The 15,321-nt window shown below is 59.4% G+C and carries 13 protein-coding genes and 1 tRNA gene; 10 read left to right on the top strand and 4 right to left on the bottom strand.

Annotated elements, in window-relative coordinates:
• Nucleotides 1–286: 286 nt before the first annotated feature.
• From urtA to urtE, 5 genes are all read left to right on the top strand, one after another.
• Nucleotides 287–1,561 carry an urea ABC transporter substrate-binding protein gene (urtA, locus tag AC2FML_RS11025; RefSeq protein ID WP_170340831.1) on the top strand — a complete coding sequence of 425 codons (1,275 nt, stop codon included), beginning with the start codon at nt 287–289 and terminating at the stop codon, nt 1,559–1,561.
• 67 nt (nt 1,562–1,628) lie between these two features.
• On the top strand, nt 1,629–3,584 hold the full coding sequence (gene urtB / locus AC2FML_RS11020; protein WP_170596708.1) for an urea ABC transporter permease subunit UrtB: 1,956 nt from the start codon (nt 1,629–1,631) through the stop codon (nt 3,582–3,584).
• A 10-nt stretch (nt 3,585–3,594) separates the two neighbouring features.
• A complete protein-coding gene (gene urtC / locus AC2FML_RS11015; protein ID WP_437342876.1) occupies nt 3,595–4,848 on the top strand; it encodes an urea ABC transporter permease subunit UrtC in 1,254 nt (417 codons plus the stop codon).
• Entirely contained in the window at nt 4,845–5,585 is a 741-nt protein-coding gene (gene urtD, locus AC2FML_RS11010; RefSeq protein WP_496783135.1) for an urea ABC transporter ATP-binding protein UrtD, read from the top strand. The genes urtC and urtD overlap by 4 nt, the downstream gene beginning before the upstream one ends.
• The gene (urtE, locus tag AC2FML_RS11005) at nt 5,575–6,282 is read left to right on the top strand and encodes an urea ABC transporter ATP-binding subunit UrtE (RefSeq protein ID WP_170340825.1); all 708 of its coding nucleotides are present in this window, start codon (nt 5,575–5,577) and stop codon (nt 6,280–6,282) included. Before urtD ends, urtE begins: the two co-directional genes overlap by 11 nt.
• A gap of 2 nt (nt 6,283–6,284) precedes the next feature.
• Here the strand turns inward: urtE and AC2FML_RS11000 are convergent, their stop codons facing one another.
• Nucleotides 6,285–7,130, bottom strand: coding sequence for a LysR family transcriptional regulator (locus AC2FML_RS11000; protein ID WP_496783133.1), 846 nt, complete (start codon nt 7,128–7,130; stop codon nt 6,285–6,287).
• Between the two features lie 86 nt (nt 7,131–7,216).
• Between AC2FML_RS11000 and AC2FML_RS10995 the strand changes: the two genes are divergently transcribed.
• The 3 genes from AC2FML_RS10995 (at nt 7,217) to AC2FML_RS10985 (ending at nt 9,527) form a co-directional block, all read left to right on the top strand.
• Nucleotides 7,217–7,684, top strand: coding sequence for a c-type cytochrome (locus AC2FML_RS10995; protein WP_170391330.1), 468 nt, complete (start codon nt 7,217–7,219; stop codon nt 7,682–7,684).
• Nucleotides 7,685–7,697: 13 nt separating this feature from the next.
• Nucleotides 7,698–8,597, top strand: coding sequence for a c-type cytochrome (locus tag AC2FML_RS10990; RefSeq protein ID WP_496783132.1), 900 nt, complete (start codon nt 7,698–7,700; stop codon nt 8,595–8,597).
• Nucleotides 8,598–8,798: 201 nt separating this feature from the next.
• Complete coding sequence (locus AC2FML_RS10985; protein WP_174820348.1) at nt 8,799–9,527, top strand: hypothetical protein; 729 nt, start codon at nt 8,799–8,801, stop codon at nt 9,525–9,527.
• 61 nt (nt 9,528–9,588) lie between these two features.
• Here the strand turns inward: AC2FML_RS10985 and AC2FML_RS10980 are convergent, their stop codons facing one another.
• Complete coding sequence (locus AC2FML_RS10980) at nt 9,589–10,245, bottom strand: response regulator (protein ID WP_093963999.1); 657 nt, start codon at nt 10,243–10,245, stop codon at nt 9,589–9,591.
• Nucleotides 10,242–11,567 carry a sensor histidine kinase gene (locus tag AC2FML_RS10975; protein WP_496783131.1) on the bottom strand — a complete coding sequence of 442 codons (1,326 nt, stop codon included), beginning with the start codon at nt 11,565–11,567 and terminating at the stop codon, nt 10,242–10,244. Before AC2FML_RS10975 ends, AC2FML_RS10980 begins: the two co-directional genes overlap by 4 nt.
• 317 nt (nt 11,568–11,884) lie before the next feature.
• Here AC2FML_RS10975 and AC2FML_RS10970 point away from each other — a divergent pair, with 317 nt between their 5' ends.
• Entirely contained in the window at nt 11,885–13,174 is a 1,290-nt protein-coding gene (locus tag AC2FML_RS10970; RefSeq protein WP_496783130.1) for a M16 family metallopeptidase, read from the top strand.
• A 1-nt stretch (nt 13,175) separates the two neighbouring features.
• The gene (locus tag AC2FML_RS10965; protein ID WP_496783128.1) at nt 13,176–14,561 is read left to right on the top strand and encodes a peptidase M16 family protein; all 1,386 of its coding nucleotides are present in this window, start codon (nt 13,176–13,178) and stop codon (nt 14,559–14,561) included.
• Nucleotides 14,562–15,147: 586 nt separating this feature from the next.
• Here AC2FML_RS10965 and AC2FML_RS10960 read toward each other — a convergent pair.
• A tRNA-Arg gene (locus tag AC2FML_RS10960) sits at nt 15,148–15,224 on the bottom strand.
• Between the last annotated feature and the right edge of the window lie 97 nt (nt 15,225–15,321).

The following is a 15,321-nucleotide window of genomic DNA, read 5'->3' as shown; positions in this document are numbered from 1 at the left end:
ACCACCCTTCGCTGCAGCGCCGCATTTTTGGGCGAACCATGCGGCACCGCCGCAAATTTGGGCAACACGCTGAATCAATCCAAAAACTCGCACCACCGGACTCTGAGCCTCGGCAAAAGCTGACCTAGCAATGTGGTGCGCCGAAAGACGGCTTGGAAAATGTGCGAAGGTGCCCGGCCTAGGAACCTGATGACGCCCTCGCACACCGCAATTAAGCGTGGGGGGTATATGGGATGTTTCGGCGTTCCGGACAAGCCTGCTGCGCATCGCACAAAAGGAAACGCTGATGCACTCCAAACTACTCAACACTACTGCTGCTGTATTGTTCGCAACCGCCCTGCCCGCACTGGCCGATTGCCCGATCAAAGTGGGCGTTCTGCACTCATTGTCCGGTACGATGGCCATCTCCGAGACCACGCTGAAAGACACGATGGAGATGCTGGTCGAACAGCAGAACGAAGCTGGTGGCCTGCTGGGCTGCGAGTTGGAAGCCGTAGTTGTCGACCCCGCCTCGGACTGGCCGCTGTTTGCCGAGAAAGCGCGCGAACTGCTGACCGTCCATGAAGTTGACGTGATCTTTGGCAACTGGACATCGGTCTCCCGCAAATCCGTGTTGCCGGTCATCGAAGAGCTCAACGGTTTGCTGTTCTATCCGGTTCAGTACGAAGGCGAAGAAAGCTCGAAGAACGTCTTCTACACAGGTGCCGCACCGAACCAGCAGGCGATCCCCGCAACGGACTACTTCCTTGAGGAACTGGGGGTCGAGAAATTCGCCCTTTTGGGCACCGACTACGTGTATCCGCGCACGACGAACAACATCCTCGAAAGCTATCTGAAGCAGAAAGGGATCGCCGAAGAGGACATCTTCGTGAACTACACCCCCTTTGGCCATTCCGACTGGTCCAAGATCGTGGCGGATGTCGTTGCGCTGGGCGCGGACGGCAAGAAAGTCGGCGTTATCTCGACCATCAACGGCGACGCGAATGTGGGCTTCTACAAGGAACTGGCCGCCGCAGGTATCTCGGCGGATGACATCCCAGTAGTTGCCTTCTCGGTCGGCGAGGAAGAATTGGCCGGTCTGGACACAACCAACCTTGTCGGGCATCTAGCGGCGTGGAACTACTTCCAGTCGGCAGAGAGCGAAGCGAACGAGGCCTGGGTTGCCGCCTGGAAAGCCCGAATGGGCGAAGATCGGGTGACCAACGATCCGATGGAAGCGCATTACATCGGCTTCAACATGTGGGTTAACGCCGCGACCGAGGCGGGCTCGACGGATGTCGATGCCGTGCGCGCAGCCATGTACGGCCAGGAATTCCCGAACCTGACGGGCGGCACGGCCGTCATGCTGCCGAACCACCACCTCGCCAAGCCGGTTCTGATCGGCGAAATCCAGGAAGACGGTCAGTTCGACATCATCAGCCAGACCGAAGAGGTTCCGGGCGATGCCTGGACGGACTACCTGCCCGAATCCGCGGTTCTGATCTCGGATTGGAAAGAGCTGGGTTGCGGTATGTACAACACCGAAACGAAAAGCTGCGTACAGATCAAATCGAACTACTAAGATCTGAACCGGAATACCTCGGGGCGCATCACATGTGCCCCGGGGCCCAATGCCGAGGTCTCCCCAAATGACGCTTTCGATTTGCCGGGCTTTGCTTGCCCTGCTGCTGTTCGTGGCCCCTGGTCTTTTGCAAGCCCAATCCTCCGACGCGCCGGTCCAGAAGCTTTTGCAGGCCCATGCGGAGGTCATTCAAAAATCCTCTCGCAAGACGATCGGCCCTGCGATTGACGCCCTGGCGCAGAGTGGATTGCCCGAGGCACAAACCGTCCTGGAGCGGTGGCAGGCCAAGGACATGTGGTTCAACCGGGATACGGGCCTTTTCGTTTTTGCGTCCAAAGCCGATGGCGGTTTGCGGGTTTTCGACATCTCGGATGGGGCCGAGATCGGTGTCGTCGACAAGAAAAACTACAAACAACTCAAGCCGAACTCGGGCATTCGCGGGTTGATCGCTTCGGCGCTGGTGCAGTTTCAATTGAACGACCCCGACCCGCTGAACCGAAGCGCAGCGCTGACGGCGATCGAGCGGGACGCGGAACCCTCGCACCTATCCGCCCTGCGCGGCGCCATTGCCGGAGAGCAGGACGCGGATCTGCGGGCCCGCAAGGACCGGCTCGAGCGTCTGTTGACGATCCGGTTTGATGATGACGCGGTCGCAAGGCTGGCTGCAATCGACAGCTTCGCCGGCGATCTGGGCGTTGACGTGCGCGCAACGCTCAATCCCCTTGTTGCATCTGAAATCAAGGTGTCCGACACGGCTCCGGATGGCGCTGTGACCATCGAGGCCGGGTCGGACGAACTGACACAGAAACAGGCCTATGACCTGTTGGTTGAGAACGGGTTGGCACCGGCCCTGGTGGACGACGGCACCATCAAAGAGACCCTGATTTCGAATATCGACGGTGACAGGGTCGCAGGCGTACAGGTGGCAAGTCTGGACGAAGATGCGGCACGACAAGCGGCATACCAGCTGCTGGCCGATCAGGGGCTCGCCGCTCCGTTGGTGACGCAGGACGACATCGCAGAGGCTGTGCAACAGTACAAGTTCTACCGAGTCTACACCTCGGCGCCGTTGCCGGTGGCGCTGGCGGCGCAGGCCGTGCTGGACAATATCGAGACGCAAGTCGCTCTCAACCAGACGGCGGATCTGGTTCTGGATGCGCTGTCGCTCGCCTCGATCTATTTCCTTGCCGCCATCGGCCTTGCCATCACTTTCGGCGTCATGGGCGTCATCAACATGGCGCATGGCGAGTTCATCATGATGGGCGCCTATACCGGATATGTGGTTCAACTGTTCATTCCGGACCTGACCCTGTCGATCATTGTCGCCATTCCCTGCGCATTCCTGGTGACCTTCGGCGCCGGTGTTCTGCTGGAACGTCTGGTCATTCGCTGGCTGTACCACCGTCCGCTGGAGACGCTGCTTGCGACCTTCGGGGTTTCCATCGCGCTGCAGCAACTGGCCAAGAACATCTTTGGAACCCAGGCGCGTCCCCTGACCGCCCCGGCCTGGCTGGACGGTTCGATGGTGCTGAACGATATCGTCTCCATCAGTTACATCCGCATCGCGATCTTTGTTCTGGCGCTGCTGTTCCTCGCGCTTTTCCTCATCGTCATGAACCGGACCCGGCTGGGGCTTGAGGTGCGCGCCGTGACGCAGAACCCGCGCATGGCTTCCTCGATGGGTATCAATCCCGACCGGATCAACATGCTGACCTTCGGCTTTGGCTCGGGCATCGCGGGCATTGCCGGCGTGGCAATCGGGCTTTACGCAAAGGTCACGTCCGAGATGGGATCCGACTATATCGTGCAAAGCTTCATGACAGTGGTCGTGGGCGGTGTGGGCAACATCTGGGGGACGCTGCTGGGGGCCACGATGGTCGGCACGCTGCAGAAGGGGATCGAATGGTTCAACCCGTCAAATACCCTGGCGGCGCAGACCTACATGATCCTGTTCATCATCCTGTTCATTCAATTCCGGCCGCGCGGCATCATCGCGCTCAAGGGTCGGGCGGCGGAAGCGTGATATGGTTGACATGACATCCACAGCCAGCCCGATGCGAAAGCCATTTGTGCTGCGCTATCCCTCGGTCGCGATCTTCTTGATCATTCTGGCCCTGTTCACGGCGACCATAACAGTGCTGGGCGAAGGGTTCGGGATCGGCCTGATATCCACCAGCTTCGTCAAGACATTGGGCAAGACCCTCTGCCTGTGCCTTGCGGCCCTGGCGATGGACCTGGTGTGGGGCTACACGGGCATCCTGTCCCTGGGGCATATGGCCTTCTTCGGTATCGGCGGATACGCCATCGGCATGTGGCTGATGTATGCGCGGACCGAGATCATCGTGATCGAAAGCCTCGCGTCCTCGGCCCTGCCACCAACGGCCCAGGAAGTCTCCGACGGCATCGCCACCCAGATCTTCGGAGTCGTCGGCGCATCCGAGTTCCCACCGATCTGGGCTGTTGCGCATTCGCTGCCCTTGCAACTGGCTGCGGTCGTACTGGTGCCCGGCTTGCTGGCCCTTGTGTTCGGGTGGCTGGCCTTCCGCAGCCGCGTGACCGGGGTCTACCTGTCGATCCTGACACAGGCGATGACGCTGGCGCTGTCTCTGTACCTGTTTCAGAACGACAGCGGGCTGCGCGGGAACAACGGCCTGTCGGGTCTGCAGAATCTGCCGGGTCTGGATTCGGCGCCGCAATCGACGGTTTCGATCCTGTTCTTCTGGGCGTCGGCCCTGGCGCTGGGGCTGGGCTATCTGGTCTGCGCCTGGATGGTGTCCGGCAAGTTCGGATCGGTCATTCGCGCCATCCGGGACGACGAAAGCCGGGTTCGGTTCCTTGGGTATTCGGTCGAAGCCTACAAGCTGTTCATCTTCACCTTCACCGCCGTGATCTGCGGCATCGCAGGTGCCCTGTATTACCCCCAAGCCGGCATCATCAATCCAGCCGAGATCGCGCCCATTGCATCAATCTACCTGGCCGTCTGGGTTGCGATCGGCGGACGGGGCCGTCTGTACGGAGCAGTGATCGGCGCGGCATTCGTTTCTCTGCTGTCCACCTGGTTCACGGGTGGTCAGGCCCCCGACATCTCGCTGGGGTTCTACACGATCCAATGGGTCGACTGGTGGACCATCCTGCTTGGGCTGTCATTTGTCGCGGTCACGTTGTTTGCGCCTCGGGGCATCGGCGGTCTGATCGACAGGTTTGCCGAACGGCGCGCCCCGGATCGCCACGGCGCCGATCTGGGCCCGGACCTTGGGTCGTTGCGCGAAAAGGAGGCCGACGAATGAGTACGTTGCTTGAAGTCTCCGGCGTGTCCGTAACCTTCGACGGATTCAAAGCCATCAACAACCTGACATTTCAGATTGGCCCAACCGAAATGCGCGCGGTCATCGGCCCGAACGGGGCGGGCAAGACGACGTTCATGGACATCATTACCGGCAAGACCAAACCGGATGACGGCCATGTCCTGTGGGGTGACAAATCCGTGTCGCTCCTGTCGATGAGCGAAAGCCAGATTGCCCAGGCCGGCATCGGCCGAAAGTTCCAGCGCCCCACCGTCTTCGAGGACCAGAGCGTTCGCGAGAACCTGATGCTGGCCCTCAGGAACAAACGCAGCCCGCTGGCGGTCCTGCGGTTTCGGGCCGGACAGGCGGATCATCAAAAGGTCGCCGACCTGGCCGAGGAAATCGGACTGCAGAATGCCTTGAACCGCAAGGCGGGTGAGTTGAGCCACGGGCAGAAGCAGTGGCTTGAGATCGGCATGCTGCTGGCGCAGGATCCGCAGTTGCTGCTGGTTGATGAGCCGGCCGCCGGAATGACCCCCGCCGAGCGTGAGCACACAACCGACATTCTTGTCGCGGCCGCCAAAACCCGCGCCGTGGTGGTGGTTGAACATGACATGGAGTTCGTCCGCCGCCTGAACTGCAAGGTCACGGTGCTGCACGAAGGGTCAGTTCTGGCCGAAGGGTCGCTGGACCACGTCACCAATAATGACAAAGTGATTGAGGTGTATCTTGGCCGCTGAGCTTCTGGAAATCTCGGACCTGTCCCTGCACTACGGCGGCAGCCAGATCCTGAGCGGGATCGACATCACCGCACGTCAGGGTCAGGTCACCTGCGTGATGGGCACCAACGGCGTCGGCAAGACCAGCCTGTTGAAAGCCATCTCCGGAACGCACCCCCGCAGCGGCGGTGAATACCGGCTTGGCGGCGAGCAGATCGGCAAGGCCACATCCTATGAGCTGGCTCGAAAAGGTGTGGCTTATGTTCCGCAAGGACGAGAAATCTTTCCGTTTCTGACGGTCCGCGAGAACCTGGAAACCGGTTTTGCCTGCCTGCCCCGCAGCGAACACAGGATACCTGATTACATCTTCGAACTGTTCCCGATTCTCAAAGAGTTCCTGTCGCGGCGCGGTGGTGATCTGTCAGGCGGTCAGCAGCAGCAGCTCGCAATTGCGCGGGCCTTGATCACGAAACCCAGGCTGCTTTTGCTGGATGAACCAACCGAGGGCATCCAGCCCAACATCATCAAGCAGATCGGCGAAGTCATCCGCCTGTTGCGCGATCAAGGTGAGATGGCGATTGTCCTGGTCGAGCAGTATTTTGATTTCGCGTATTCTCTGGGCGACAGTTTTCTGGTGCTGGAACGCGGGTCGCCATTCCTGAAAGGATCAAAATCCGAACTTGGTCAGCAGCAGCTCAGGGCGGCCGTTTCGGTTTGATCTTACCGGCCCAGTGCTTCGGGCAGGTGTTCCACCAAGGCCCGCTGCACGACGGCAAACCGCGGTGTGCGCGCAATCTCTTCAAGCGTGGCAACCCACAGAGGAACCTCGATTTTCGGATCGATGTCCGGCGCCCGCCGCAACCGCAGGTCCGCATCACCGATGAACGTCGGCAAAAATGCCTTGCCGACACCTGTCGCAGCCATCTGCTGGAGCACAAGGAAACTGTCCGCGCCGATGGTCGTGTCTTCATCCCGCACATGTTCGGCCATCCATCTGGCCGGGACCGAACCGCTCAGCGCCCCGTCCAAACGCATCCATTTTCGGTTGGCGGACCCATCGTCGTAGACCCCGAAGGCCAACGCGCCAGCCCGCTCGCCCACCAAGTCTTCGCCCAGGCGTATTGATGGACGCACGGCAATGTCAGCGGTCAGCCGCGACAGGTCATGGTGATTGTTCCCGCTCAGCAGACTCAGTTCCAAACCCGGATAAAGCGCAGAAATGCGGTTCAGTATCCCGGGCAAAACAAGCTGGCAAAGGCTGTCGGTCGAGGCAATCCGCACCCGCCCGGTCGGCGAACGGTCCGCGCCCACGATTGCCCGTTCAACCGAAAGCACCGCATCCTCGACATTTTCCATGGCAGAAAGAATGGCCCGGGCCTCGGGCAGCGTGCTGTAGCCCGCCGGGTTCTTTTGAAAGATCACGCACCCATGGCGTCGTTCAAACGCGGCCACCCTGCGCAGCACCGTTGCATGGGTCACGCCCAGCGCTGTGGCCGCTGCATTCAACGAGCCGTGCCGGCTTACGGCGAGTGCGTATCGGATGTCATCCCAGTTTTGATTGTTCATAAGTTAACAAGAAACGCAGAGAAATAAACAATTACAAGAAATTTCGATCAAGTTACCATTCGGCACATTCATGTGGGAGAGATACCATGATCAAGAAATTCTCAATCCTTGCGGCGAGTTTGATTTCTGCGGCCGTTATTGGCACGGCCGTAGCCCAGGAAAGCGAAAACCCGGCCGTCAAGGCGCGGAAGGCCGTCATGCAGCTGTATGCGTTTAATCTGGGCACGCTTGGCGGCATGGCCAAGGGCGAGGTGGAATACAACGCCGAGGCCGCGACGCGCGCGGCAAACAACCTGGTTGCCGTGACGCAGATCGATCAGTCGGCCATGTGGCCAGCCGGGTCCGACAATGTCTCCGACCCATCTTCTCGTGCGCTTCCGGCGATCTGGGAGAACTTCCCGGATGTCAGCGCCAAGGGCAAGGCAATGGCTGAAGCCGCGGTTGCGATGCAGGCCGCCGCCGGGCAAGATGTCGAAGCGCTGAAAGCAGCGATGGGACCATTGGGTGGAGCCTGTTCGGCATGTCACAAGGCATACAGAGCCCCAAAGAACTGACAAGGCCCTGACGGTGCGGCGGCTTCTGTCGATTGCCGCGGTCGTGGCCGGGCTGACCGGTCTGGTTCTGACCCGACCGCAACACGTCGATCCGGCCGAGTTGGACGGTATTGCCCCTGATCTTGTCAGGGGCGAGACCGTGTTCTTTGCGGCCGGATGCGCCTCGTGCCATTCAGCGCCGAACTCCGAGGGTGAGGAAAAGCTGGTGCTGGCGGGCGGACGCCGGTTCGAGACAGATTTCGGTACGTTCATAGCTCCGAACATATCCAGCGACCCAGAAGCCGGGATTGGGTCATGGTCGGCGCTGGAACTGGCGGATGCCCTGATCTACGGAACCGGGCCGGACGGGCAACACTATTACCCGGCCTTCCCTTACACGACCTATACGAACATGACGCCGGAGGATGTCGTGTCGCTGCGCGCATTCCTCGGCACCCTGCCGGCCGCCTCGCAGGAAAGCAGAGCGCACGAGGTCGGTTTCCCCTTCAACATCCGGCGAAGCTTGGGCGGCTGGAAGCTTCTCTACCTTGAACCAGGGTGGGTGGTGGACGGTAATCTTGATGTGCAGCAGCAGCGCGGACGCTACCTGGTCGAAGCCTTGGGCCATTGCGCCGAGTGCCACACGCCCAGAGATGGCCTTGGCGGCTTGAGCCGGGATCAATGGCTGACGGGTGTGCCAAATCCCAGCGGAAAAGGGCGCATCCCCGGCCTGACCACCAACCACCTGGATTGGTCCGAAGCCGACATCGCCGAATATCTGAAGTCCGGTTTCACTCCGGACTATGACAGCGCCGGCGGAGAGATGGCCGAGGTCATCGAGAACACTTCCCGTCTGTCCGATGAGGACCGGTTGGCGATTGCCGCATATCTCAAGGTTGTTCCGGTACCGGCCAACGACGCCACAACAGACTGAGCCGACGCCCACATCCCCCGGCAACCTACGAGCCTTGGCGGTTCGCCAGTCGACGTGATCTTGGCACCTTGTGCCTTTTCGCTTCCCCCTTCGGACGTTTGGTTGGAAATTCGTCAGACCTAAGCCCGATGTGGACGGATCCAACCCGCTTTAGCCTCCCTTCGACAACCAGACATTTGTCGAACAGCAAAGGAGGCTGAAATGATTGCGAACCGGAAACTGGGACAACTTCTCAGCACTGTGGCACTGGCGACGTTGATTTCGGCGGCGCCATACACTCCCAAGTTCAGCACCGAGGGCGGCTTACAGCTTGAGCCCGCTTACGCGTTTGCGAAAAGCGGCAAAGGCAAGAGTGGCAGCGGTCGGGACGACGATGATGACGATGACGATCGGGACGATGATGACGACGACCGGGATGACGACGACGATGATGATCGGGATGATGACGACGACGATGACGACGATCGATCAAGTCGCAGCGGCAGCAAAAAGGGATCGTCGCAATCCGGAAGCGCCGCGACCGGGTCGGCCGGCATAACCAAGGTCGAGACAACTGCGAACGGGATCGAAGTTCGCTATGCGGACGGAACAAAGGAAGAAATCGAAAACGGCAGATACGAGAGAAAGAATGCTCAGAATCGGACCGTTGAGGAACGGCCAGCCACAGGTGCCGATATCTCAAGGCTTCGTTCCCTGGCGAACGGCATTTCGATCAAGAATGTAAGCGCATCCGGGCAAGGTGGTACGGCCGGAAGCCGCCCCACAAAGATCGAACGTCAAGGCAACAACATCGAAGTCAACTACGCCAACGGCTGGAAAGAAGAGATCGAGTTCGGGCGCTACGAGCTGAAAGACCCCTTCAACCGGACCGTTGTGGAAAGAACAGCCACGGCCGCAGACATCCGGAGGCTGCAATCGGTCGCGAACTGACGAACAGCGCGAATTTCCCGGACGGTCTCTCGGTCGGAGAGGCCGTTTCGGCGTTCACAGGCTATGCGGGCTTGTTTTTCTTGCCCCACGCGTCGTGCGCGATAAGCGCGGCCTCGACCCGGTTCCGCGCGTGGAGCTTGGACAGGATCGCCGTCATATAGTGTTTCACGGTCTTTTCCTGAAGATCCAGTTCCACGGCGATCTCGCGATTGCTCAAACCCTTGGCCACGCGCCTGAGTATCTCCTCTTCGCGATGCGTGAGATCATCCAGGACATCGCTGCTGTTCGCAGGGCTTGCGTCGTTGTTGATCTGAAGCAGTACCCGCGAAGCCAGCCCCGGCGAAACGAACCCCTCCCCCGCGGCGATGCTGCGCAGGGAGGCGGTCAGTTCACTGGCGGTTACGCCTTTGACAATGTATCCAATCGCTCCGGCCTCGAGTGCATCGGCAACATCGCTGCTGTTCTCCGAAACCGTCAGAATCGCGATGCAGGGCGGTTTTTCCATTGCGGCGATCCGGCGTGTCGCGTTGATCCCACCGCCGGGCATCGAGAGATCGAGAATTGCGATGTCGGGCTGGTGCTGAGCGACAAGCGCAACCGCTTCGTCGGCGCTGGATCCGGCCGCGAGAACTTCGAACCCTTCTGCCTCATCCAAGGTCCGCCGCAGCCCATCCCGGAAAATCGGATGATCATCTGCTATGACAAGTGTCTTGGTCATGGTGAGCTCGTTTTGTTGGGAAACAGGGTCATTTCGACGGTGGTGCCCTGACCGGGACTGGACGAGACCTGAAACCTGCCGCCGATGCTTTCGACCCGATCGCGCAGCCCCAGCAGCCCCTGGCCGCCATCATCGCGCAGAACAGTACCGTCCAAAGGATCAAAGCCGGGTCCATCGTCCTTGACCTGAATGACAATGCAATCGTCGCGAACATGGCAGGTGACGCTGCAGCGGGACTGCGGGGCATATCGCGCGGTATTCGAGAGTGTTTCCTGAAGAAAGCGGAAAACGCACAGTTTGTCAGACACCGACAAATTCGGCATGTCACTGCCATGAAACGAGATTTCAGGCCGCAACGGGCTGTGCTCCGCGTGGTCCTCGACCGCTCTTTTCACGACATCAATCAAGGTCAGGTTGTCGATATCGGGCGCAGACAGCCCCCGGGACAGCGCGCGGATTTCGGTCAAGGACTTCTGCAGCGACTGCTGGATTTCCTCGGCCTCCTTCGGTTTTGGGGATTTGTCCGAAAACGCGGCCTCCAACCGAAGGGCGGCAAGTGAAAGGTACTGCGCCGGGCCGTCATGAAGTTCGGCGCCGAGTTTCTTCAGAAACCGGTCCGTCTGCGCGGCATACCGCCCCGAGGCCTCGACCACCCGCGACCGTAGCATCGCATTCTGCGCCGCCATCCTTTCGCTTTCCGCCAGCCGTTTCTTCAATAGCCTCGCCTGCCGCCGGATGGTGTTGTCCCCGATCGCAACGATGCAAAAAAGGACAACCGTGCTTGCCAGAAAGGCGGAACCGACCACCAACCAGCTTGTGCGCCTGGCTTTTGCCAGATCCATCTCCAATTGATCGGCCCTTTCATAGAACTCGGCCACAGCAATGATTTCACCGGACCACAGTTCACGAATGGGGCTGTAGACCTCGAGCAGCGGTATCCCCAAGGCCGCTTCGGCAGCGCTTTCATCGTGATCCAGTTCCTCGAACGAGCCCGAGATTTCGCCGATCCAGGCGCGCTGAAGGTCACCCGTCGGCTGGAAACGGTTACCGATGATGCTTGTGTCCGAGGCGTGTACGACCACACCACCCTGCTTCCAGAACTTGTATGATACGATACGATCGCGCATCGGCTGGGTCATGAAAATCTCGTCCAGCGCCCGCCTCGCCTGCTCGGACAGGCGGTCACCCAACGCCAGTTCCTGGCTGAGAGGTGAGACGATGCTTTCCATATACAGCGCCGCCGAATTCGCCGAGTTCTGCACGACCGCATTCTGGATTCGATTTGAAACCCACACACCGACGATCGCGGTTGCAGATCCCATCACAAGGATGCTTGCCGCAAGAAAAACTCGCGACAACGACCAACTCCCAATCGTCAGCTCAGCAACTTTCGTCCTCATTGTGGTCCCGACTATGACCCACAATCGAAAACCGCACCACAGACCTTGGTCTGACGTGATCCAGTTGTTCGCCCCAGCAAGCCCCGCCCGCAGCCCCAGAAGCACACCCCGACTTGCGATGCCTATTACGACTTGAAAAACACTCCGCGCCCCGCAAGCATTGACGCAACCGTTACCCCTTTGGTTGAGCGTCGGTTGACCGGCGTTTCTGCGAAAATCTAATAGTTCAAAGGATTTTGATGCGCGCCGCCGTATTTTTCTTGTCGATCGTCTTTTTGGTTTTTTCCGGATCCGCTCAGGCTCAGAGCATCATTCCGCTTGCCCAGAAGGGCGGGCTGCACGCGGCATATGTGGTTCCAGTGGACACCTTCGACCGCGTGGATGTTCAGTTGATCGTTCTTTCGGGGTCGTATGACGACCCGGACCCGTCCGGCACAGCCCATCTGACCGAGCATCTCGCCGCGTTCTCGGCCGACGCCACCATTCTCAGAAAACCGCGTGAACGCGACATCTACGCCACCACGCACAATGTCGCGACCGTTTACACGAATTCCGGGCTGCCATCCGAGGCGGAGATGTTGTTGCGGCTTTCCCGGGCCGTTCTGGACACGCCATCCGTATCCAGGAAATTTGCGGAGAGCGAAGTCGCTATCGTCCAGCGGGAAACCTTGCTGCGTGAACGGCAATATCCGTTTCGCTGGCTCAGCCGAATGGCACTTCAAAACCTCTACGGCACCTTGCGCGGCCGGGCAGACAACACCGTCGAGGATCTGCCCAAGCTGAGCCTCGAGAAGGCCTATCAGTTTCACAAGGAACACTATGTGCCGTCCAACGTGACGTTGATTGTCTCCGGAAACATTGAACCAGCCCGGGCCGAAGAACTGGTGGCGCGGGTGTTTGGCGATACCGAACCATCTGACGCTCCGAAAAAACCGTGGTTGGATCAAAAGCCGGATCCCGAGAAACAGTCCGTCGTGCGCCTGCAGTCGGATCGGTTGCAACGCGACACCGTGCTGTTCGCAAAATTCGTGGAATTCGAAGACCGCTCCACGAGCATCGACATGCAAGGCGCGTTCTTCATCGCAAGCGGGATCCTGAACGAACGGATCGCCAAGGTTCTACGCCACGAGGACACGCGGATACTCAACCATGGCGTCAACTGGTATTTTGCGAAGAATGCCGATGTTGAACTGGTGATCGACCTGCAACTCATGCCCGGCTTCAGCGTGGATGAAGCCAAGGATCTGCTGACCGAAACCTTGGCTGGCTTGCTGGACGAGCCGATCAGCAAATACGAAATTCATCAGCTCCGTCAAAAGGAAGTGGTCTGGTCCCAGAACATGGCCCGCCGTCCTTCGGCCTTTCTGTGGTTTCTGCAGAACGTCGCCGCCGACGGATTCCCGCCCATCAGCCCGTCGGTCTTTGCCGAAACGCTGAGCAACACCACAGATCAGGAAGTTATCGATTTTGCGGAAAAAGTCTTGCAGCCCTCGGCGACATCTTTCGTTCTTGCAGAGAAAGCCGACTGACATGCGCGTTTTCAAGGGCCGGCTTCTCACAGTTCTCTTTGCGGCGCTTTCCTTGCTGCCGGGTGAGCGGGCACAGGCGGAACTGATTGCGGCTGCAGGCGAAACGAAACTGGTCGAGCTCTCTCCGCTTGAGAACGGCACGTCCGCGCTGACCCTGGTTTGGACGATTGACCACCCGACGCTGGACCGCACTGCCGCCATGTCCGCCGCCATTGCGAGCGTGGTGACAGGCGGGACCTCGAACCGCTCATCCTACGAAGTCAGTTCGTTCCTGAAGCTGAAAGGTGTCGAACAGAAAATCGGCAGAAGCGGCAAGAACCTGACGCTCACCGTCTCGGCGCCAAGCGACGTCTTCCCGGAAGTCCTGGTGCACCTCGAGAACGTATTGCTCGAACCCCGATACACACCAGACTGGTACGCACGAGAGCTTGAGGCGTCTCGCCCAGTTATCTCGACCAGAACCAGACAGCCGTCGGATGTGTTGAACGAGATTACCAATTATCTGGAATTCGACCCTGCCGCCACGGACGAAGAAACCCTTGAAACCGACTTTCAGTTCGGACGACCTGCTCAGGTCATCCTCAGATCAGAGGAAGAAGAGGTAACGCGCCGCACCGTCCGATTGATCAATTCGCTGCCGGGCGCGCGGTTCCGGCTGGGGCGCGCCCTGAGCAAATGGGCCGAAGGGTGGACGGGCGCGAACGGGGCGCCCTTTGCCCTGCCCAAAGGTATCGTGCATCTCGCCGATCCCGACGCATCCGAAATGTTGATCCTGCTTGCCAATGCAAAGGCGTTTTCGAACGCACAGGACCAGCTTGGCTCGAACCTTCTTGTTGACTACATCGGCGCCAATCAGGGCTCGGAGATGTTTCGGGTCATCCGCCAGTCCATGCGCGCATCCTACGATCCACGTGCGGACTTTGTGGTCGTGGGCAAGAACAAGGCCGTGATCGCGCTGAGCGCGACCGTCGAAGCCAGCGCATGGCCCGAGGTCCACGGCAAGATCATGGAAATCTATCAAGGCGTCCGCGACGGAGGCGTTGTCCCGGAAAGTCTGGAAATCCAGAAAGATCGGTTGGACCGCACCTACTATCACAGATTCTTCACAGACCCTGACTGGGGCGCGCGCCAGTTTCTGGACGAACATCCTGACGGCGTAGAAGGCGAAATCACCCTTCCACTGTTTGAGGCATTCCGGACAGTCTCGACCGAAGAGACGATTGAGAACGCCGATACGCTGTTGCCCCCGGTTGAGGAGTTCCTGGTGATCTTGATCGGAGGAGGTGTTTCCCCGTCGGCCGACATGCGGTCGGACGGGTACTGTGCCCTGCCCAAAGGCGCACCGATCAGGGATTGCCTTAACAAGCTGTCAAACGCGGAATACTGACTGTCCGCGGGCCATTGCTGCGGTGCTTCAAAGACCAGATGATCCCCGCGATACATCGTCTCGAAGGTACCGCGGGATTGACCCTTTGGGATTGTCTGTCGGTCACGTAAGCTTGGACTTGCCTGTCGCGCAGCAAGGAGAACGCAATGCGTGTTCTTGAAATACTACCTTTCGTTGGTCTGTGTTTGGTGTTGGTATCGCCACTTCCCGGAAGTGCGGCCCCAACGGCAGCAGAGTGCAATAGTGCGGGAGGAAAAACCGTCACGATCAAGGGAAAGACCGCTTGCGCGTTCGCGGGCGGAGCATGCCCAGAAGGGTGGCGCTCATACGATTCCTACCGAAAATGGCAGCCGAAAACCTGCGGTGGAGCGCAATGCACTGGGAATACCAAATGCACGACGAGCCGAGGCTGGTCCAAAACCGCACCAGAATGCAGATTTGAGAGAGGCAGAAACTCTCAGGGCGACTGCACCAAAAGAAGTGTATGCACGGCAAACAGGATCGCCAGGACTGCATGTACGAAGTAAGCGCGCCATCGCGGTTGAGCGGTGAAACCGAACCCGAAACCCGACTCGCGCTGAGTTGCTGGCGACCCCGGCAGGATTCGAACCTGCAACCTGCCCCTTAGGAGGGGGCTGCTCTATCCAGTTGAGCCACGGGGCCGCGCGGCGCCTTCTGTAGCCGGGTTTTTTCGGCTTGTCATGACCTTTGCACAACAGTTGAACAGATTGCCCTGTTCGCGCTAGCATCGGGGAAACAA

The organism is Ruegeria sp. BHSC029, assembly GCF_059613085.1.
This window is presented reverse-complemented; position numbering and strand designations above follow the sequence as displayed.